This window comes from Antrihabitans cavernicola (assembly GCF_008297975.1).
Classification (GTDB): Bacteria; Actinomycetota; Actinomycetes; order Mycobacteriales; family Mycobacteriaceae; genus Antrihabitans; species Antrihabitans cavernicola.
Genome location: NZ_VLNY01000002.1, coordinates 345,148 through 365,707 on the forward strand (window position 1 = coordinate 345,148; position 20,560 = coordinate 365,707).

18 protein-coding genes and 1 pseudogene are annotated in these 20,560 nt (G+C 63.8%); 13 read left to right on the top strand and 6 right to left on the bottom strand.

Annotation, left to right across the window (positions count from 1 at the left end):
- Positions 1-50 precede the first annotated feature (50 nt).
- Together FOY51_RS05410 and FOY51_RS05415 are read left to right on the top strand one after the other, a co-directional pair.
- Positions 51-731, top strand: a complete 681-nt coding sequence (locus FOY51_RS05410; protein WP_149429173.1) for a ferritin-like fold-containing protein — start codon at positions 51-53, stop codon at positions 729-731.
- A gap of 101 nt (positions 732-832) precedes the next feature.
- Positions 833-1,060, top strand: a complete 228-nt coding sequence (locus FOY51_RS05415) for a DUF3107 domain-containing protein (RefSeq protein WP_149429174.1) — start codon at positions 833-835, stop codon at positions 1,058-1,060.
- 5 nt (positions 1,061-1,065) lie between these two features.
- On the opposite strand, the gene fasR is transcribed toward FOY51_RS05415, so the two are convergent.
- Complete coding sequence (fasR, locus tag FOY51_RS05420; protein WP_149429175.1) at positions 1,066-1,728, bottom strand: HTH-type transcriptional activator FasR; 663 nt, start codon at positions 1,726-1,728, stop codon at positions 1,066-1,068.
- A gap of 115 nt (positions 1,729-1,843) precedes the next feature.
- On the opposite strand from fasR, the gene FOY51_RS05425 reads away from it, so the two are divergent.
- The 3 genes from FOY51_RS05425 to FOY51_RS05435 all read left to right on the top strand — a co-directional run bounded on the left by FOY51_RS05425 (position 1,844) and on the right by FOY51_RS05435 (position 5,192).
- Positions 1,844-2,968 (top strand): DUF3152 domain-containing protein, encoded by a 1,125-nt coding sequence (locus FOY51_RS05425; RefSeq protein ID WP_149429507.1) that lies wholly within the window; start codon positions 1,844-1,846, stop codon positions 2,966-2,968.
- Positions 2,969-3,073: 105 nt separating this feature from the next.
- Entirely contained in the window at positions 3,074-4,273 is a 1,200-nt protein-coding gene (moeZ, locus tag FOY51_RS05430; RefSeq protein ID WP_149429176.1) for an adenylyltransferase/sulfurtransferase MoeZ, read from the top strand.
- A 64-nt stretch (positions 4,274-4,337) separates the two neighbouring features.
- Complete coding sequence (locus tag FOY51_RS05435; RefSeq protein WP_149429177.1) at positions 4,338-5,192, top strand: TIGR02569 family protein; 855 nt, start codon at positions 4,338-4,340, stop codon at positions 5,190-5,192.
- A 3-nt stretch (positions 5,193-5,195) separates the two neighbouring features.
- Here FOY51_RS05435 and FOY51_RS05440 read toward each other — a convergent pair whose 3' ends face one another.
- Positions 5,196-6,044: an LLM class F420-dependent oxidoreductase gene (locus FOY51_RS05440; protein WP_149429508.1), complete on the bottom strand. Its 849-nt coding sequence runs from the start codon at positions 6,042-6,044 to the stop codon at positions 5,196-5,198.
- A 149-nt stretch (positions 6,045-6,193) separates the two neighbouring features.
- Here FOY51_RS05440 and FOY51_RS05445 point away from each other — a divergent pair, with 149 nt between their 5' ends.
- Positions 6,194-7,072 (top strand): DUF559 domain-containing protein, encoded by an 879-nt coding sequence (locus tag FOY51_RS05445; protein ID WP_149429178.1) that lies wholly within the window; start codon positions 6,194-6,196, stop codon positions 7,070-7,072.
- A gap of 58 nt (positions 7,073-7,130) precedes the next feature.
- On the opposite strand, the gene FOY51_RS05450 is transcribed toward FOY51_RS05445, so the two are convergent.
- A complete protein-coding gene (locus tag FOY51_RS05450; protein WP_149429179.1) occupies positions 7,131-7,796 on the bottom strand; it encodes a FadR/GntR family transcriptional regulator in 666 nt (221 codons plus the stop codon).
- 87 nt (positions 7,797-7,883) lie between these two features.
- On the opposite strand from FOY51_RS05450, the gene FOY51_RS05455 reads away from it, so the two are divergent.
- The 6 genes from FOY51_RS05455 to FOY51_RS05480 all read left to right on the top strand — a co-directional run bounded on the left by FOY51_RS05455 (position 7,884) and on the right by FOY51_RS05480 (position 15,618).
- The gene (locus FOY51_RS05455) at positions 7,884-9,134 is read left to right on the top strand and encodes an MFS transporter (RefSeq protein WP_235916129.1); all 1,251 of its coding nucleotides are present in this window, start codon (positions 7,884-7,886) and stop codon (positions 9,132-9,134) included.
- A gap of 150 nt (positions 9,135-9,284) precedes the next feature.
- A complete protein-coding gene (locus FOY51_RS05460; protein WP_235916130.1) occupies positions 9,285-10,715 on the top strand; it encodes a nitrate/nitrite transporter in 1,431 nt (476 codons plus the stop codon).
- Entirely contained in the window at positions 10,712-13,231 is a 2,520-nt protein-coding gene (gene nirB / locus FOY51_RS05465; protein WP_149429180.1) for a nitrite reductase large subunit NirB, read from the top strand. Before FOY51_RS05460 ends, nirB begins: the two co-directional genes overlap by 4 nt.
- Before the next feature lie 85 nt (positions 13,232-13,316).
- Positions 13,317-13,745, top strand: coding sequence for a nitrite reductase small subunit NirD (gene nirD, locus FOY51_RS05470; RefSeq protein ID WP_149429181.1), 429 nt, complete (start codon positions 13,317-13,319; stop codon positions 13,743-13,745).
- Positions 13,742-14,899, top strand: coding sequence for a uroporphyrinogen-III synthase (locus FOY51_RS05475; RefSeq protein ID WP_149429182.1), 1,158 nt, complete (start codon positions 13,742-13,744; stop codon positions 14,897-14,899). Before nirD ends, FOY51_RS05475 begins: the two co-directional genes overlap by 4 nt.
- On the top strand, positions 14,896-15,618 hold the full coding sequence (locus FOY51_RS05480; protein WP_149429183.1) for a sirohydrochlorin chelatase: 723 nt from the start codon (positions 14,896-14,898) through the stop codon (positions 15,616-15,618). The genes FOY51_RS05475 and FOY51_RS05480 overlap by 4 nt, the downstream gene beginning before the upstream one ends.
- Here FOY51_RS05480 and FOY51_RS05485 read toward each other — a convergent pair.
- Positions 15,570-16,673 (bottom strand): NADH:flavin oxidoreductase, encoded by a 1,104-nt coding sequence (locus tag FOY51_RS05485; RefSeq protein ID WP_149429184.1) that lies wholly within the window; start codon positions 16,671-16,673, stop codon positions 15,570-15,572. The genes FOY51_RS05480 and FOY51_RS05485 overlap by 49 nt on opposite strands.
- A 69-nt stretch (positions 16,674-16,742) precedes the next feature.
- Here FOY51_RS05485 and FOY51_RS05490 point away from each other — a divergent pair, with 69 nt between their 5' ends.
- Complete coding sequence (locus FOY51_RS05490) at positions 16,743-17,210, top strand: cupin domain-containing protein (RefSeq protein ID WP_149429185.1); 468 nt, start codon at positions 16,743-16,745, stop codon at positions 17,208-17,210.
- Between the two features lie 28 nt (positions 17,211-17,238).
- Here the strand turns inward: FOY51_RS05490 and FOY51_RS28210 are convergent, their stop codons facing one another.
- On the bottom strand, positions 17,239-19,053 hold the full coding sequence (locus FOY51_RS28210) for a hypothetical protein (protein WP_149429186.1): 1,815 nt from the start codon (positions 19,051-19,053) through the stop codon (positions 17,239-17,241).
- A 233-nt stretch (positions 19,054-19,286) separates the two neighbouring features.
- Positions 19,287-20,433 (bottom strand): annotated as a pseudogene (locus tag FOY51_RS05500) (IS3 family transposase).
- Positions 20,434-20,560 lie beyond the last annotated feature (127 nt).

The window sequence follows — 20,560 nt, forward strand, 5'->3', positions numbered from 1 at the left end:
CGACGGTCCGGCCCAGGTGGGGGTGCAGAATGCGGCTACTCTTGGGCGTCATGGGAGCCAATCCATCCGCGTCGCTGACCCCGTCTATCGCATCCGATCACCCCGGTGTGGCCGAACTGTTCGCCGTTCTTGCCTACGGCGAGATCTCCGCCTTCTATCGACTGGCCGAGGAGGCTCAGCTTTCGCCCAGCATGAAGGGCAAGCTGGCGCTCGCGAAGATGGCCGCAGCCGAGATGAATCACTTCGAGACGCTGGAAACCGCGCTGTCGGACCGTGGGATCGACGTCTTCGACGCCATGGCACCGTTCGTCAGAGCCCTCGACGCCTATCACGACTCGACCAACCCGTCGACGTGGCTGGAATCGATGGTGAAGGCCTACGTGGGCGACGGCATCGCTGCCGATTTCTACCGCGAGATCGCCGGCGCGCTGGAACCCGAGGTCGCCGACATCGTCCGCGATGTGCTCGCCGAAACCGATCACTCCGAGTTCGTCGTCGACGAGGTGCGTAATGCCGTCGCCGCAAGTCGCCAGGACAAGGACCGACTGATGCTGTGGGGCCGCCGCCTGCTCGGCGAGGCGATCACCCAGGCGCAGTTCGTGTTGGCGCAGCGCGAGGAGCTCACCGAACTCGTCATCACCGCCACCGGCGATCTCAACAACATCATCGCCCTCTTCGATCGCATGCAGGAAAGTCACGCCGAGCGCATGGCCGTGCTCGGCTTGATCTGAGTCGGGCGTTCGCTGACAGCACAGCCGCCGGGCGGTCCGCTGCGCACACGCTGCACTAGCCTGACGTTGACACGTGATGGACGAACGTTCGGAGGTTGGCCGTGGAGGTCAAGATCGGTATCTCGGATAGCCCGCGCGAATTGATTGTCAACAGTGCGCAAACGCCGGACGAGGTGGAGAAGATCGTGTCGGGTGCGATCGGTGCGTCCGACGGCGTCGTCTCGCTGATCGACGAGAAGGGTCGCAAGTTCCTCATCCAGGCATCCAAGGTCGCCTACGTCGAAATCGGTCCTACGACCGGCGGCAAGGTCGGCTTCGCGCGGAGTTGAGCGCGTCAGAGGTGATGTAGCGGTACGTGCGACAAGCCGCCCCATGCGAGGGCGACGGTCGTGTCTACTGCTTCGTCTTTCGGAATCGGACGGGCGGCCTCTAGCCAGTAACGAGCTGTGAACTGGCTGGCGCCGACCAGTCCGACCGCAAGAATTCGTGCCCGATACGGGTCGAGTCCCGAATCCTGGCTCACCAGATCGAACACCGCGTCGACGCAGGCCTCGGTTGCCTGCTCGACACGCTGCGCCACCTGCGGCTCGCCCATGAGGTCCGATTCGAAGACCAAGCGGAAGCCCTGCTGCTCGTGATCGACGAAATCGAAGTAGGCCTGCACAGCTGCTCGGACTCGCTGCTTGTTGTCGGTGGTGGAGCGCAACGCCTGGCGAACACCTGCGATCAGGCTGTCCACATAGTTCTGCAGCACTGCGACGTACAAGTCCAGTTTGCTCGGAAAGTGCTGGTAGAGAACAGGTTTGCTGACTCCGGCGCACTCCGAGATTTCGTCCATGCCGGCGGCGTGGTAGCCGCGGGTGACGAAAACTTCGCTTGCCGCAGCAAGTAATTGGACGCGACGCTCGTCCTTGGGGAGACGCGTTCCGCGTCGGGTGGAGGCCGCGCTCCTGGACCCTTTTCCGTCCGGTGAGGCCCGGTCCACGAGGTCAGTCATGTCGGTCACGATACTCGCGGAGGGTGTGCCCGCTCACGCGCCGGTCGGCGCGCCGGGGCGCCGTACACGGAGTATGTGAGATTCTGGACGCGTGATCGAGTATCGAGGGCCGGACATGCGTGGGCGAGGCCCACGCGGCCGTGACCCCCGACAATCGTTCGAAGACGGCGATACGGACGAGCTCGGCGGTGCCCGCGACCGCGACCGTCGACCCGATCCGAGGCGGGCCGAACCCGGACGAACGACCGATCGCTACTCGGCGACACGCTCACATCAGCCGCTGCGTGCGCAGTGGGACCCGACCAGCCGCGACGACACCCGCGTCCGGCCCAAACGTCCCGAGCGCCGAACGAAGAAGCAGAGCAGGCTCGGGCGGTTCGTATCCACCTACGGGTGGCGGGCGTATGCGATCCCGATCCTTGCGATCGTGACGGTGTTCGTTCTGGTCGACGCGTTTCGGCCCGATGATCCGGTGGCGGGGCAAACCGGTTCGCAGTCCGGGGTCGCCGATCCGGGTTTCGGCGCGTTGAGCAAAAGCACCGATGGGACCAGCGTCGTCGGTGTGCCGCCCAAGGGCGATGGAAACTTTGCGAAAGACCTACCGACCGGCGCCCTTCCCGACGGTGGTTTCTTCACCCCGTCGGGCGCGGGCACTTGGCACGTGTTGCCGGGAACCACCGGCCAGGTCGGCCAGGGCACCCAGCAAGTGTTCACCTACACCGTCGAGGTGGAGGACGGCATGGACACGTCGGCCCAGGGCGGCGACGACTCGTTCGCGAAGATGGTCGATCAGACGCTGTCGAATCCGAAGAGCTGGACCAAGGACCCACGGTTCGCATTCAAGCGAATCGACCAGGGGGACCCGGACTTTCGGATTTCGCTCACCACGCAGATGAGTACCAGGACGGTCTGCGGATACGACATTCCACTCGACACCTCGTGCTACGACCCAGCCATCGATCGGGTGGTTCTCAACGACGCGCGTTGGGTCCGCGGTGCTGTCGCTTTTCAGGGCGACATCGGCTCGTATCGGCAGTACCAGATCAACCACGAGGTCGGGCACGCGATCGGCTACTTCCAACACCAGCCGTGCGAGCAGGACGGCGGGCTGGCACCGGTGATGATGCAGCAGAGTTTCGGTACAGCCGACAACGACATCGCGAAGCTGGATCCTGAAGGCGTCGTCCCGATGGATGGCAAGGTGTGCCGCTTCAACCCATGGCCGTTCCCACGCGGCTGATTTGTTCCCCGCGGTGTCGTTCCGCCACGGTCGACGGTGCGGGATGATTGCACCGGGTTCCCGTGTTGCATCGAAGTGAGTATCGCGAAACCGTGAGGAGTCGACGTGTCGTCGAAGAGTTCACTTCCGCCGCTGGTGGAGCCGAGTGGCGAACTGAGCAAGGACGAAGTTGCCCGCTACAGCAGGCATTTGATCATTCCCGACCTGGGCATGGCGGGTCAGAAGCGTTTGAAGAACGCCAAGGTGCTGGTGATCGGCGCAGGCGGTCTCGGCTCGCCCGCGCTGCTTTATCTCGCCGCGGCAGGCGTCGGGACGCTGGGCATCGTCGACTTCGACGAGGTGGACGCGTCGAACCTGCAACGCCAGGTCATCCACGGCGAATCCGATATCGGCAAGCCGAAGGCGGTCAGCGCCAAGGAGTCGATTCACGAGATCAACAGCAACATCGACGTCCGCCTGCACCAAGTGCGCCTCGAACCCGAGAACGCGATCGAGATCTTCCGCGACTACGACCTGATTCTCGACGGCACAGACAACTTCGCGACTCGCTACCTGGTCAACGACGCGGCCGTGCTGGCAGGCAAGCCGTACGTCTGGGGCTCGATCTACCGCTTCGAGGGCCAGGTGTCGGTGTTCTGGGAGGACGCGCCCGACGACTCTGCTGGTGAAAAGCGGGGCCTCAACTATCGCGACCTCTACCCGGAGGCGCCGCCGCCGGGAATGGTGCCGTCCTGCGCCGAGGGTGGCGTGTTGGGTGTGCTGTGCGCATCGATCGGATCGGTGATGGTGACCGAAGCGATCAAGCTGATCACCGGCATCGGCGATCCGCTACTGGGCCGTCTGATGGTCTACGACGCACTCGACATGAGCTACCGGACCATCAAGTTGCGCCGCGATCCCGACCGTCAGCCGATCACCGAACTGATCGACTACGACGCGTTCTGCGGGGTGGTGTCCGACGAAGGTCAGGCTGCCGCTGCCGGCTCCACCATCACCGCCGTCGAACTGAAGCAGATGATCACTGCCGGTAAGGACTTCGCGCTGATCGACGTCCGCGAGCCGGTGGAGTGGGACATCGTTCACCTGCCCGGTGCCACGTTGATTCCGAAGGACCGAATTCTGTCGGGCGAGGCGCTTGCCGAGCTGCCGCAGAACAAGCCGATCGTGCTGCACTGCAAGACCGGTATCCGTTCGGCCGAGGCGCTGGCTGCACTGAAGAAGGCCGGCTTCGCCGATGCCACCCATCTGCAGGGCGGTGTGATCGCGTGGGCGAAGCAGGTGGATCAGAGCCTGCCGGTCTACTGAGTTTCTGTCCTCACCAGGCGCGTCAGGCGCAGGGTGCGGGCGGTGCGGCGGTAGCGTGACGGCTGTGAGCTCAGCCGAACCCCCCGAACATGTGCGCTCCACCTTCGGTTTACGAGGCGTGGAGCCCGTTCCGCTGGGCTCGGAATGGGACGGTGGTTGGCGGTGCGGCGACGTGGTGCTCTCGCCTGTTGCCGATCATGCGCGGGCGGCCTGGTCGGCGAAGGTGCGCGAGACGTTGTCGGTCGACGGTGTGCGCTTGGCGCGTCCGGTCCGTGGCACCGACGGGCGCTACGTGGCATCGGGGTGGCGCGCGGACACCTTCATCGAAGGGACGCCGGAGCCTCGTCACGACGAGGTGGTGTCGGTATCGCTGCGTCTGCATACCGCGACCGCGCAGCTGGAGCGCCCGCGCTTTCTTGCACAGCCACCGGTTGCGCCGTGGGTCGATGTCGACGTCTTCGTCGCTGCCGATCGCTCCGCCTGGGAAGCCGTTCCGCTACGCAGCGTTCGTGGGTCGGCGCAGCTGGAGTCCACCTCACCCGACGGCCAGCGCAGCGTCGAGCTGATCGGCCAGCTGGCCACTCTGCGTAAACCCGTCGAGACGCCTGCGCAGCTGGTGCACGGCGACCTCTTCGGCACCGTGCTCTTCACCGGCACCGCGGCACCCGGCCTCACCGACATCACACCGTATTGGCGACCGGCACCGTGGGCTGCGGGCGTGGCCGTCGTCGACGCGCTGTCCTGGGGTGGTGCCGACGACGGGCTGATCGAACGCTGGGAAGACCTGCCCGAATGGCCGCAGATGCTACTGCGCGCCTTGATGTTTCGCCTTGCGGTGCATGCTTTGCATCCGCGATCGACGGCAGAGGCGTTTCCGGGTTTGGCGCGGACTGCCGATCTGGTGCGGTTGATTCTCTAAGCTTCAGCTTCTCGAGTACGCCAGTTTGGCGGCAAGGCGTTCCAGATAGGCGATCACTTCTTCTTCGCTGCGATCGGGCATGCCGTAGACCACGTCGGTCACTCCGATGCTGTCCCAATGCTTCAGTCGCTCCACGTCCGGTTTGCCGTCGAGCACCACGATTCGTGGTGTGCCGTCACGGTTTCCGTCGCGCCATAATTTCTGCAGCAGCGCTACGCGGTCGTCGATTTTCTGCTCGCCCGGCGTGGTGATCCAGCCGTCGGCCGACCTGACGATCCATGCGAACGTCTTCTCTGTTCCGGCTGCGCCGATGAGGACAGGTGGAACCTGCGCAGGTTTCGGCCAAGCCCAGCTGGGGCCGAATTTCACGAACTCGCCGTCGTAGCTGGCTTCGTCCTGGGTCCAGAGCGCACGCATAGCCTCGAGGTATTCACGTAACACCGTTCGACGTTTCCCTGACGGCACGCCGTGATCGGTGAGTTCGTCTGTGTTCCAACCGAACCCGGCACCAACTGTCACGCGCCCACCGGAGAGATGATCGAGCGACGCGATGGTCTTGGCGAGCGTGATCGGATCGTGTTCGACGGGCAATGCGACCGCGGTCGATAGTTCGATGGTCGTGGTGACCGACGCGATGGTCGCCAGCGCAACCCAGGGATCGAGCGTGCGCATGTAGCGATCGTCAGGCAGCGACGCGTCGCCGGTCTGCGGATGCGCGGCGTCACGCTTGACCGGGATATGGGTGTGCTCCGGGACGTAGAACGTGTCGAATCCGTTTGCCTCTGCCGCGCGCGCCGCGCTGGCGGGCGTGATGCCGCGATCGCTGGTGAACAACACGATTCCGAATTTCAACGTCACGGTGAAAGTAGAACACGTTCTTGTTTGGTGTGGCAATGGCCCCGGTGTCGGCGAGTTGATGGTTACGTAGCCATTGGCCGAGTGGCCGCCTACGTAAGCATCAACTCGAGGGGTGTGTCGTACCCCATGGGCAGTATTAACGCATGGGGGAGTTCGATCGGCCGTTCTTGGCGTCGGCCGCGCTCAGCGCGGGGAAGCTGACGCTCCACACGTTACGTAAGGAATGTGCGCGGATCTATCGGGACGTATACGTACGCAAAGAGATTCGTATCGATGCGCGGATGCGCGCCGAGGCTGCGCTGTTGTTCGGAGGCGACGGCGCGGTGCTTGCCGGAATGTCTGCAGCCGCGGCGCTCGGTACGAAATGGATCTCGGACGAATGCCCGGCGGAAGTCGTGCGTCAGGGATATCAAGGCAGTCCTGCACGACTGATCATCAGGTCGGATCAAATCGCGCCCGACGAGCAGGTGCGGACAGCGATCGGCCCGGCAACCAGCCCTGTGCGGACGATGTTCGATCTAGGTCGGCGGCTGCCGTTCGGCCAGGCGGTGGAGGTGCTCGATGCACTGTGCCGAGCGACGTCGTCGAAACCCGTCGACGTTGCCGAGTTGATCGACCGGCACCGCGGCTGTCGTGGCCTGCTGCAGTTGCGGCGAGTTCTCGACGTGGTCGACGGCGGTGCTGAGTCCCCGCCGGAAACGCGCACCAGACTGCTCCTGATCGCGAACGATCTGCCGCGTCCGAGTACCCAACTCGAGATCCGCGACGAGTCCGGTTATCTGATTGCGCGGGCCGACATGGGTTGGTGGGAGTGGCAAGTCGTCGTCGAGTACGACGGTGAGCAGCATTGGACGGATCGCCGGCAGCGAGCGTGGGATATCGACCGGACGGCGATGCTGGAAGCGATGGGTTGGCGCGTCGTTCGAGTGAGCTCCGACATCCTGCGGAAGCGCCCGCACGTCGTCGTCGAGCGGGTTCGGGCCAAGTTGCTCGCAGCTGGAGCGCCGATCGCGTCGAGATGATGGTTACGAAGCCATCGACCGAGTAGCCGTCTACGTAGCCATCATCTCGACGTAGCCACTACTCCGGAATCTCTGCGAGCAGGTCGCTGAAGAAGCAGCGGGCGGAGCGGGCTGCCCGCTCGCTGTCGCCGTCGATCACGGCGTGCACCAGGTCGGCATGCTCTTGGTGAAAAGTGTCGCCGGACTTGGCAGTTCGTGCCCGGATGCCGTGCTCGATGACGGGCAGCAACGAATCGTAGAACTCGAGGTAGACCGTGTTGTGGCTCGCGACGACGATCGCGCGGTGCAGCTCCACGTCGGCATCGATGGCGCGGGTGTCGTCGTCGTTCCACGCAAGGCGCCGAATTTCCAAGAGCCGCAGCATGTCTGCGATATCGGAGTCGTCGCGCCGCTTCGCTGCGAGTGCTGCCGCTGTCGTGTCGAGCGCCTGTCGCAGCTCGAGGATGTCGCGCTCGTGGGCGTCCGCGAAATACTTGCCGAGGGTTCCGCCGAGGTCGGATGCCGCGATGACGAACGTGCCGGAGCCCTGTCGCCGCTCCAACATGCCCGCATGGACCAGCGCCTGAACGCCTTCGCGAACGGTGTTGCGGCCGGTGCCGGTGAGTTCGGTGAGCTCGGGCTCGGTCGGGATTCGGGTGCCCACCGGCCAGCGACCGTCGAGGATCTCCTGACGAAGGAGTTCGGTGACCTGCGCGATCAAGCTCGAACGGCGAGCGGGCTGCATGTGTGATTGCTCCTGACGAAAGTGACGTTGCTCGCCATCAGGTTAGCGCGTCTTGCCCTAGTCATCCGGTCATCCTATGATTTTGTGGTGTCTGCAACCATCGAAACCCAGCGTCCGGAAACGAACGACCTCCGTCGGTCCTTGATCGCCGGACGCATCTTGGTATTCGTTGCAATCGCATTCTCCGCATTGACCCTGCGCGTTGCCGTCACCGCATTCACACCGCTCGCCGCGCGCATCAGCGACGAGGTCGGGTTCTCGTCCACCGTCGTCGGCGTTTTCGGTATGCTCCCGACGGCAATGTTCGCCCTGTTCGGCCTGTTCACCCCCGCACTCGGCAAGCGTTTCGGCCTCGAACGCACCGCGCTGCTGGCCATGCTGCTGGCGGGAATCGGCATGCTGACCCGTGCGCTGGTGTCCGACGTGTGGTCGTTGCTGTTCCTGTCGGCCGTCGCGCTGGCCGGTATGGGCATCGGCAACGTGGTGATTCCTCCGCTGGTCAAGCGCTACTTCTCCGACCGCCTCGCCGTGATGAGCAGCATCTACATCACGATGGTGCAGTTGGGCACCGTCGTTCCCGCACTGATCGCGGTGCCGGTTGCGGACAGCCACGGCTGGCGGACGTCGCTCGGTATCTGGGCTGTCGTCGGCTTCGTTGCCGCAGTGCCCTGGATCGCGATCATCGCCGATCGGCGCGGTCGCGATCGCACCGACCGCACCGGTGTGGCGCCCCATAACGCCCAGCGGAAGGGCAAGACCTGGAAGACCTCGCTCGGCTGGGGGATGGCAGGCATGTTCGGCATGACCTCGTTGATCACCTACTCGATGTTCACCTGGGTCCCCAAGCTGCTCACCGATGCAGGAGCCAGCTCGGCATTCGCAGGCAGCATGGTCGGGGTGTTCGCTCTGGTCGGCCTGATCTCGGCGTTCGCCGCACCCACACTGTGTGCGCGCATCGCCAACCCGTTCCCGATAGTGGTTGGTTGCGCCCTCTGCTACGTCGTCGGATTCCTAGGACTGCTGATCGCGCCGATGTCCGCACCGGTGCTCTGGATCGTGATCGTCGGACTCGGCCCGAGCACGTTCCCGATGTCGCTCACGCTGATCAACCTACGGACCCGTTCCCAGGTGGGATCGTCGGCGTTGTCCGGGTTCACCCAGGGGATCGGGTACACCGTTGCGTGCGTCGGTCCGCTGCTGTTCGGTGTGCTCCACGACACATCGCACGGCTACGCGCTGCCGTTCGGCCTGCTGTTCGTCGCGGTCGGCGTTGTGCTCGTATCCAGTTGGCACGCCTGCAAACCCAGGTATCTGGAGGACATGTGGCCACGTTCGTGATCACCGACAACATGCCCGTAACATCCGCGTAACCCTCACTGGCGAAGTACCGCGCGGGTGAGAACCAATTGACGCGCAGGACATTTCACGCAGCATCGCGGCAATACCGTCTTTCTACCGTTGGGCCACCTAATAATTCAGGAGGCCCACGTGACCACTGTGTCGCTCAAGCAGTCCCGCAAGCGGTGGATCGAGAACTGGGACGCCGAAGATGTCGACGCCTGGGAAGCAGGCGGTAAGACCGTCGCCAAGCGCAATCTGATCTGGTCGATAGTTGCCGAACATGTCGGTTTCTCGGTGTGGTCCATCTGGTCGGTGATGGTGCTGTTCATGCCCCAAGCGACCTTCCACATCGATGCAGGCGGCAAGTTCTTCCTCGTCGCGATGCCGACGCTGGTCGGTGCGATTCTGCGGATTCCGTACACCGTTGCCACCGCACGTTTCGGCGGCCGCAACTGGACGGTGTTCAGCGCTCTGGCATTGGCGATCCCGACGCTGTTCACGCTGTATTTCGTGATGCACCCGGGCACGTCGTACACCACGTTCATGATCGTCGCCGCATTCGCAGGCTTCGGCGGCGGCAACTTCGCGTCGTCGATGACCAACATCAACGCCTTCTACCCGCAGCGGCTCAAGGGCTGGGCGCTCGGCCTGAACGCGGGTGGCGGCAACATCGGTGTTCCGGCGATTCAGCTGATCGGGTTGTTGGTGATCGCGACCGTCGGCAACACTGCGCCCTACCTGGTGTGTGCCGTCTACCTGGCTCTCATCGCTGTCGCTGCTGTCGGTGCATCGCTCTTCATGGACAACCTCGGCAACCAGAAGGCCAACCTCGCGTATATGGGCAAGGTGCTGCGGCACCGTGAAGCCTGGGTGATGAGCTTCCTTTACATCGGCACGTTCGGATCGTTCATCGGCTTCAGCTTCGCTTTCGGCCAGACACTGCAGATCAACTTTCTCGGTTCCGGTGACACCGCCGCGCAAGCGGCTCTGCATGCGGCGCAGATCGCGTTCATCGGTCCGCTGCTCGGTTCCATCGCACGCCCGCTCGGCGGCAAGCTGTCCGACCGGATCGGTGGCGGCAAGGTCACCCTGTACACCTTCGTCGCGATGATGGCGGCGGCCGGAGTTTTGGTGACCGCGGGTGTGATGGACGACAACACGAAGGGCGCCGCAACGGGCGCGACGATGACCGCCTACGTCCTCGCCTTCATCGCACTGTTCATCCTCTCCGGCATCGGCAACGGCTCGACCTACAAGATGATTCCGTCGATCTTCGAGGCCAAATCGAAGAGCCTCGACGGTTTCGACCGGGAGCAGAAGGCCACCTGGTCGCGCAACATGTCCGGTGCGCTCATCGGATTCGCCGGTGCCGTAGGCGCTCTCGGCGGTGTGGCGATCAACCTGGTGCTGCGCGCGTCGTACAACGGCCAGGCCAAGTCGGCGACCAACGCCTTCTGGGTGTTCCTCGCCTTCTACGTGGTGTGCGCCGCCGTCACCTGGTTCGTGTTCCTGCGTCGGCCGTCTGTCGCCACAGCGTCGCCCGCCGTCGAGGGCGAGAAGGCTGCGGTGTCGGCATGAGTGCGCCTGTGAAGTCCGCAGTGGTCATCGGCCACGGCATGGTCGGGCATCGCTTCGTGGAGGCGCTGCGCTCGCGCGACGACGCCCGTGCGTGGAAGGTGACGATCCTCTGCGAGGAGCGGCTGCCCGCCTACGACCGCGTCGGTCTCTCGTCCTACGTCGGTGCCTGGGACCACAAGGAATTGGCGTTGGCGGGCAACGAGTACGACGGCGACGCCCTTGTCGACCTCCGCGTCGGTGAAGGTGCCGCCTCGATCGATCGGGACGCCAAAACGGTGACCACGACGGCCGGTGCAGTCGTCGCCTACGACTCGCTCGTCATGGCCACCGGTTCGTACGCCTTCGTGCCGCCGGTGCCCGGCCACGACTTGCCCGAGTGCTTCGTCTACCGCACCATCGACGATCTCGACGGCATCCGGGCAACGGCTGAGGCCGCGGGTCCGGGAGCGACAGGCGTGGTGATCGGCGGTGGACTGCTCGGCCTGGAAGCCGCGAATGCGCTGCGTCTGCTGGGGATGACTCCGCATGTGGTGGAGTACAACTCGCGCCTGATGCCCGCGCAGGTCGACGAGGGTGGTGGCGCGGTTCTCGAACGCCTGGTCACCGATCTGGGTCTGACCGTGCACACGGGTGTCGGTACGCAGTCGATCGAGTCCACCGAAACCGGCCTACTTGTCCAGCTCTCCGACGAGTCCACGATCGACGCCTCACTCGTGGTGTTCTCCGCAGGCATCCGCCCGCGCGATCAGCTGGCGCGCGATGCGGGCATCGAGGTTGGGCCGCGCGGCGGCATCATCACCGATCTCGGCCTGCAGACATCGGATCCCAGCATCTACGCTGTCGGCGAATGTGCTGCGGTGGAAGGCGTTTGCTACGGATTGGTCGCACCCGGTTACACCACAGCAGAGATCGTGGCGGACCGGTTGCTCGGCGGCGTGGGGGAGTTCCCCGGCGCCGACATGTCCACCAAGTTGAAGCTCCTCGGCGTCGACGTCGCGAGCTTCGGCGACGCGCATGCCACTGCCGAAGGTGCACTCGAAGTGGTGCTCAGCGACGCCGCGAAGGGAACATACGCCAAGCTGGTCGTCTCCGACGACGCGAAGACACTGCTCGGCGGAATCCTCGTCGGCGATGCGAGTGCATACGCAATGCTGCGGCCGCTGGTCGGGCGAGAGCTGCCTGGCGACCCGGCGTCGTTGATCTCGCCGACCGGTGAAAAAGTCGGTGCCGCAGCGCTTCCCGATGATGCCGAGGTCTGTTCGTGCAACGCGGTGACCAAGGGCGCCATCTGTGGTGCCATCGCCGACGGTGCATGCGACATCGCCGCAGTCAAGGGCTGCACCAGTGCAGGCACCACCTGCGGTGGTTGCCTACCGACGATCAAGCAGTTGTTGGCGTCGTCCGGTGTCGTCATGTCGAAGGCGTTGTGCGAGCACTTCGAGCAGTCGCGTGCCGAACTCTTCCAGATCGTGCAGGCCACCGAGACCCGTACGTTCTCGGCTCTGATTGCCAAGTACGGCAAGGGAACAGGCTGCGACATCTGCAAGCCGACGGTGGCGTCGATCCTGGCATCCACCGATTCCGATCACATCCTGCACCGCCAGCAGGCATCGCTGCAGGACACCAACGATCACTTCCTCGCCAACATCCAGAAGAACGGCACCTATTCGGTGGTGCCACGGATGCCCGGTGGTGAGTGCACGGCGGAGCAGCTGATCGTGATCGGTGAGGTTGCACGCGATTTCGGGTTGTACACCAAGGTCACCGGTGGTCAGCGCATCGACCTGTTCGGCGCCCGCGTCGAGCAGTTGCCTGCCATCTGGAAGCGACTCGTCGACGCGGGTATGGAATCCGGTCAGGCGTACGGCAAGTCGTTGCGGACGGTGAAGAGCTGCGTCGGGTCGTCCTGGTGCCGCTACGGCGTGCAGGATTCCGTCGGCATGGCCGTCGACCTCGAGAACCGCTACCGCGGCCTGCGATCGCCGCACAAGCTGAAGTTCGGTGTCTCCGGCTGCGCGCGGGAATGCGCGGAGGCCCGCGGTAAGGATGTCGGCGTCATCGCCACTGAGCACGGCTGGAACCTCTACGTCGGCGGCAACGGCGGGCAGACGCCCAAGCATGCGCAGCTGCTTGCCGGCGCACTCGATGACGACACGCTGGTCCGCTACATCGATCGGTATCTGATGTTCTACGTCCGTACTGCCGATCGGCTGCAGCGCACCGCGCCGTGGCTGGAAAGCCTCGACGGCGGACTCGACCATCTCAAGGCCGTCGTGTGCGACGACAGCCTCGGCATCGCCGAGGAGTTGGAGGCCGCAATGGAAAAGCACGTGGGTGGGTACAAGGACGAGTGGGCGGGTGTGCTGGAGGACCCGGAGAAGCTGTCTCGCTTCGTCTCCTTCGTCAATGCTCCTGACGAGCCGGATGCCACCGTGGTGTTCGACGAGTCGGGCAAGCGAAAGGTGCCGGTGTTGATGGGTATCCCACGGGTGCACGCAGCTTCCAATCCAGCGTAGGTCTGCTTACGCCAGGGGCATCGGGTCGTAACCGCGAAGAAACACCAGGTCCGTAGAAATGAACGTAATACCAGGAGGGATGGCCATGACGGTTGTCGATACACCAGCAGTCGGCTCTCGCGAGCACACGATGAGCGATGCGCGGCGCAACACGGTCGCGGACGGCCGTCTCGAATGGACGTCTGCCTGCTCACTGCGTCATTTGATCCCGGGCCGAGGTGTGGCCGTACTTCTTCGCGGTGGCGAGCAGGTCGCCCTGTTTCTGCTGGAGGACGGCAGTTTGCGGGCACTCGGCAACATCGACCCGTACGGCAACGCGGCAGTCATGTCGCGTGGGCTTGTCGGGGACAGGGGCGGCGAACCGACGGTGGCGTCGCCGCTGCTCAAGCAGGTGTTCTCGCTGATCGACGGACGCTGCCTCGACGACGAGTCCGTGCGGCTTCCGGTGTACGACGTTCGAGTCTGGGGTGGCGTGGTGCAAGTCCACAGCGTGTTGAGGCGAACGAGCGCGTGACCGAACCGGATCGCCCACTGGCAGGGTTCACGATCGGCGTCACCGCCGCCCGACGCGCGGAGGAATTCGCGACGTTGCTGGAGCGGCGCGGCGCGCAGGTGGTGCACGCACCGGCAATCCGCATCATTCCGCTCGCGGACGACGCGGAGTTGGAGCGGGTGACGCGCGACATCGCGCTGGACCCGCCGGATATTACCGTCGCCACCACTGGCATCGGCTTCCGCGGCTGGATGGAGGCAGCAGAAGGCTGGGGCCTCGCCGACGACCTCACGCGATCGCTGGGTTCGGCGCGGTTGCTCGCACGCGGTCCCAAGGCGAAGGGTGCGATCCGCGCGGCGGAATTGCGCGAGGAATGGTCGCCCGCATCGGAATCCTCGGCCGAGGTGCTCGATCACCTGCTGGCCGAAGGCGTCGCCGGTCGACGAATCGCTGTTCAACTGCACGGTGCGACCACCGAGTGGGAACCGATCCCTGACTTCTGCGAAGTGCTGCGCTGTGCGGGTGCAGAGGTCATCGCGGTACCCGTGTATCGATGGACACCGCCCGACGACCAGTCGTCGATGGATCGCATGATAGAGCTGGGTGTGTCGTCCGCAATCGATTCGATCACGTTCACCAGCGCGCCCGCCGTGGCGTCGATGTTGATGCGTGCCAAGGAAACCGGTCAGCTGGAACCGCTGTTGCATGCGATGCGCGGCCGGGTGCTACCGGCCTGCGTCGGGCCCATCACGGCTGCACCGCTCGAAGAGTTGGGCGTCGCGACGACGATGCCTGCCCGCGCTCGATTGGGCGCCCTTGCGCGGCACATGGCAGAGGAACTACCGCGTCGTGCCAGTCGAATTCAGGCGAACGGTCACCTACTGAGCGTCCGCGGTAACTGCGTTGTGGTGGACGGTGAGGTCAAGCAGCTGCCCCCGGCGTCGATGGCGCTGATCAGGGCGCTCGCCCGCCAGCCTGGCCGCGTCGTGTCGCGGGAGAATCTGCTGGCGGTGTTGCCCGGTGGTGGCGACGACTGCCATGCCGTCGAAACTGGAATCGCCCGCCTCCGTTCGGCACTCGGCACACCGAAGGCAATCCAGACGGTGGTCAAGCGTGGCTATCGCCTGGCACTCGATCCGGCCGAATGTGTGGACAACTCACGGGAGCGCCCATGACCACCCTGGTGCTGGTCGCCCACGGCACGCGTAGCCCGCGCGGCGTCGAGATGATCGCGGCTCTGGCAGAGCAGGTTTCGGCTCGCGTCGACACCGTGCACGTCGCGTTCGTCGATGTACTCGGCCCGTCGCCCGCGGAGGTGCTTAGACGCTGTCCGGGCGAAACCGTTGTGGTACCAGCCTTTCTCGCGTCCGGATTTCACGTCCACAACGACGTTCCCCGTGAGGTCGCCGAGAGTGGGCACGACGCCATCGTCGTCACCGACGCGATGGGACCCGATCCGCGCCTCGCCCGCGTCATGGTGGAACGTCTTCGAGCTGCAGGCTGGCGACCCGGCGATGCCGTTGTTCTGGCCGCGGCCGGGTCGTCGGACCACCGGGCGCTACTGGATGTACGACGCGCCGCGGGGATGCTGGCGGATCGAGTCGGGCAACGCGTCGAGATCGGCTATGTGGCAACGGGTTCGCCGAAGGTCTCTGAAGTGATCGAGCGCGTCCGTCGACAAGGTGCCAAGCGGGTCTTCGTCGCGTCGTACCTGTTGGCGCACGGACTCTTTCAGCAGCGACTCGACGACGCGGGCGCCGACGGTGTTGCCGATCCGCTCGGCGTGCACCCGGATGTGGTCGGATTGCTGGTCGACCGCTTTCGCGCGGGCGCACGCCTGCTGGATCAGGCGGCTTTGCGGAACGGCACGATGTCGTCGAGCCGGCCGGACTGAATCTTGTCCACCCATGCGGCGTCGGCCAAGAGGGCGCGGCCAAGGGCGACGACGTCGAACTCGCCGCGCTCGAACTGATTTCGCAATATGTCGAGCCGGTCATAGGTGGACTCGGGGATGGCCTGGTCCTCGGAGAGGAACACCGAGTCGACGCCGACGGATCCGACGGTGATCGCGGGCAGGCCGGTGACCTTCTTGGTCCAGCCTGCGAGGCCGGTGGGGTCGGATGCCGAGGTTTCGAAGCCGGGCACCCAGTGTCGACGCGTCGAGGGGTGGAATACATCGACGCCCGCGGTGACCAGCGGCGCGAGGATCGACTCCAGGTCGGCGGGGGTCTCGGCGATGCGTGCGTCGTAGTGCCCGCCCTTCCACTGCGAGAAGCGGTAGACGATGGCGAAGTCGGCGCCGACCGCATCACGCACGGCCGCAACAACTTCGGCGGGCAGGCTGGACCGCCTGCGTAGATCGCCGCCGTAGCCATCGGTACGGCGGTTGGTGCGCTCCCAGAAGAACTGGTCGAGCAGGTAGCCGTGGGCGCCGTGGATCTCGACACCGTCGAAACCGATCTTCTTCGCGAGCGCTGCGGACTCGGCGAACCCGGCGATCACCCTGTCGATGTCCGCCGTGGTGAGCTCCGCGCCGAGGGGTTCGCCCGCGAGGTCGATGCCGGACGGGCTGACCGACGCAAGGTCCGGCTCGAACTCGACGTCAGTGCCGCGGGCCACGCCGGTGTGCCACAGCTGCGGGATGATCGCGCCGCCCTCGCTGTGCACGGCCTCGGCTACCTTGGCCCATCCGGCAGCGCTGGCGTCTCCGTAGAAGCGCGGGACCGCGGAGCTGGGACCTGCGGCGGGGGCGTTGACGTACGTGCCTTCGGTGATGATGAGTCCGACTCCACCCGCCGCGCGCTTGCGGTAGTACTCGACGTTCTCCTCGTTCGGTATCCCACCGGGCGACTTCATCCGGGTCATGGGTGCCATTGCGAAGCGATTTCGCAGCCGCAGCGACGACGCGGAGAACGGTGCGAACAGGCCATCGAGTTGTGCAGAAGTCATGTAGGGGGTCAACCGCATCAGGTGCCCGAAGTGTTCCCGAGAGTGAGACTGATCGCTTACGCTCCCGATATGCGCAGTTTGCCGAAGGTCGCAGTCGTGCTCAGTGCTCTTGCCGTGTCGATCGCGGTTCCCGGTATCGCTCAGGCGACGCCCAGTTCGGGTGTCACGGCGGTGACGTTCGCGCAGGGCACCGTTCCCGCGGGGCTGATCCCGTTCGTCGCGGGCGCCACCGATGTCACCATCCGCGAGATCACCATTGCCCCGGGCGGCACGACGGGCTGGCACTTTCACGACGGCCCCGTTGTCGGGATCGTGCGCGCGGGCACGCTCACCCATCCGGGGCCGGACTGCAAACCTGTCGTGTTCGACACCGGCGCAATCATCGACGAGCCGAGCGGTGACGGCTACGTGCACATCGGACGTAACTTGGGAACCACACCGGTGATTCTCGATGTCGCCTACCTGCAACCGACGGGCAAACCGTTGTTCGAGGACGCGCCTGCACCTGCGTGTGTCGGTACTGGCGTCGACGGCTAGGCCGCGACCACCAAAGGCGTGTCCTCGATCAGACAGAGGACCCTCTCGGAGTTTTGCCCAGTTGCGACTTCGGAGTGCCACCGTCTGTGTATGTGACTGCTCCGTTTAACACGTCGGTCGGAATAGACAAACCTGCGAGCGCCGACGGCTCCAACTTCATTAGATTATTACTTTGATGGCGTGCCACCGAGTGCAGTTTCCCCTGACCCGAGTCGGATCTCAGCCACGAAACGACTCGGCGGCGAATTATCGGGCTAGTGGAGTCCCGCCATTTCCATCCGTATAGATTGTTCGTAATCGCGGCCTCAGCGCTATTGATCGTTATTTTGAACTTCGCACGGGTCATTGCGCCAATTATGACATCCGGGATGAAAACATCATGGTGAAGGTCGAACCAACAATCGCGCCTCGCGCATAAAACTCGCTCGTGAAATCCGAGCGCTTCCCCATGCGAAAGATATTCGTCTAGTTCTATCGATTGCAAACGATCTTGATTGGTGACGAGCAAGATGAGATCACGCCCACCTGGCTCTAATCGGTGTAGGTTCTTGCGGGTGATTCTTTGTCTTGCGTTAGACATCCTTCGGACTACAGGGGTGAATAATTCGTCGCGTAAGGCGAGGTCGCCTTGCTGTTCACGCGAGAGAAGAAAGAAGTCATTGGCACCCGTTGCAGTTCCCCTTCGAACTTGCGCAAGATCGCGCAACGATACTCTCTTCCGCATCCCCAGGTCCACGTTTCTGGGGCGCGTGCACCTTCGATCCTCTTGAGCGAAGAGTGCTCGCCATGAGGATGGGCATTCAGCGTCTCGCGAAACCTTAATCGAGGTTTCTGCTCCCCACCTTGAAAAAGTCAGGTCTTCGGTGGTCGATGATTCGGCGCCGACCATTAATGCAACTGCGTCGACTTGTGCGTCTTCAAACCTCCAGGAATCGACTAGGTGAAGTTCGACTCTTCTATTCTTCAATTGCCAGAGAGTCGATCGAAGACGATCGGCGTACTGCGACTCTAGCCATTGCGCTGGCAGCAACAGGCACATTCCGTCGCTCGGACGAAGATGTAGGAGGGTTATCGCAGTGATATGTGCTGACAGACTAGCTCGTCGAGAACATAGGCCACCCGAAGCGAGCGTCAGCCGCTCGCGGTCCTCCGTGGTAAGCAACTGCGCTCTCGTATAAGGAGGGTTACCCAAGAATAGACGTGGTCCACCAATTGGCGAAGAGTCCGACGCAATCCAGCGAGTATAGTCATTGAGAACTAGACGAATTCCGGGACAATCTGACGATTCCCCAACAATCTTGGTTGCACTGCCGATATGACTCGCCATTAGGCCTAAAGTCACCGGATTCACGTCGACTGCGTAGACGTTAGCTTCGTCCCAGATTCTCGCAGAAAGTGTCGAGAAGACGCCTACTCCCGCGCCTACGTCGACAACGGCCCGGGGTGAGGCTTGTGTGCGCATCCACGTCTCGACCATGTACTCAACTTGCTCGGCTGGAGTGAAGAATGTACCCAAGTGCCTTCGGTTAGCTGGTCGAACGGCGCTGGAATATAGCTGTGCTAGGAGGTCGTTCGGTCGTGCCTCAAATACACCCGTGAGCTCGCCGACGAGATGTTGAGGAGGAGTCGGGCCCGCTTTAATCCAATTCGAAATCTCAAGAGGAACATGATCGCTCGGGAAATCAGGTGTCAGGGCGCGGATCAGTCCTCCGAGCGCTGCAAGAGAGGTGCGTTCAGCCCTGGTCGCTCCCGGGATGGTCTTTTGATCCATCGGTTCAACGCTTGTCGACGACAGCCAACTGCTCACCCGGCTCTGCACGCTTGGTACTAGCAAGTGATCCATCCTCCGTCGCTCTCGGATACCTCACGATCGTTGGACCGCATCGCTCGATTCCTCTATGAGCAAGTTACCGCGATGGTGTGTCTCAGTCGGCCAACAGTGCGGTGCGACACCGCGTCGCTATGTGGCATCGAGTGAAGTGCGGCGCCCAATGGAGATCCATCGCAGAAGAGCGGCGTCCTGGCAGGTCCCCGATAGTCGGACCACGTCGTTTTAGAGTCGCGTTCTGATTGATGTCAGTCGATTTCGCAGCCGTCCACCGGTTGGTGGGTGTGGGTGCATCGGGCAGCGTACTCGGCGGGGTGAGATAGCCGAGAGACGAGTGCCGGTGCCGACGGTTGTGGTCGTCCTTGAAATCGGCGATCACCACCCGTGCTTCGAGCAGGCTCGTCCAGTGGTTCCGATTCAGGCACTCCTTCCGTAGCCGGTTGTTGAACGACTCGATGTGCCCGTTGTTCCACGGCGTCCCTGGCGGTATATACGAGATACCGACACGATCGGCACAGAACTGTTGCAACACATGGGATATGAACTCCGGACCATTGTCCATCCGCAACACCAGCGGTGGGCCACCCCATAACGCGAACGCCTTGTCCAACTCCTCTGTCAGCCGCTGGGCAGTGATGGATCGCTCGACGATGTTCAGCACCGACAACCTGGTGTGCTCGTCGAGCATCGAGGCGATCTTGATGGCTTTGCCGTCAATGGTGGAGTCGAACTGGAAGTCCAGTGCCCACACGACTTTCGGTGCATCCGGGTCGATCTGCGGTGCCGAACTGACTCCGGCCCGCTTACGCGGGTGGTGGAGGCGAACCTGCAGGCCTTCTTCCTTCCACAGCCGGTGCACCTTCTTCTTGTTCACCACCAGACCTTCGTCGTGGCGCAGATGTGCCCACGCGCGCCGGAACCCGTGCAGCGGATGCACGCGCGCGTAGGTGCACAGCACGGCTCGCAGATCGGCGTCCGGGTCCGCGGGTGTCTGCGCGAGCGGGGTGCGCGCGTAGGTGGATCTGGGCAGCCCAACAGCTTTGCACGCCAACCGTTTCGACATGCCCAGTGTTGCCACGAGCATGTCCACGGCACGACGTTCGGCAGCCGGGCTCAGAATTTTCCCTTCGCAACCTCCCGCAACGCGTCCTTCTCCAACTCTGCATCGGCGAGCAGGCGTTTGAGCCGGCCGTTCTGCTCCCGGAGCTCTTTGAGTTCATTCGCCGCATCGGTGTCCATCCCGCCGTAGGAGCGGCGCCAGTTATACAACGTCGCCGCCGACACCTCCAGTTCGGCGGCGATCTGTTCCTGCGTCTTGCCCGCCGCAGTGAGCTCATCGGCCCGGCGCAGTTTGCGCACGATATTCTCTGCGGAGTTCCGCTTCCGTCCAGCCATGTTCTCGATCGTCCTATCCGCCCACATCAAGGGCATCAGGACTCTAAAACAAGACGGACCCGTTCACCGGGGACATGCCAGTCCCTTGGGGCCGGGCTCAAGGATGTGGCATATGCAACGTGACACC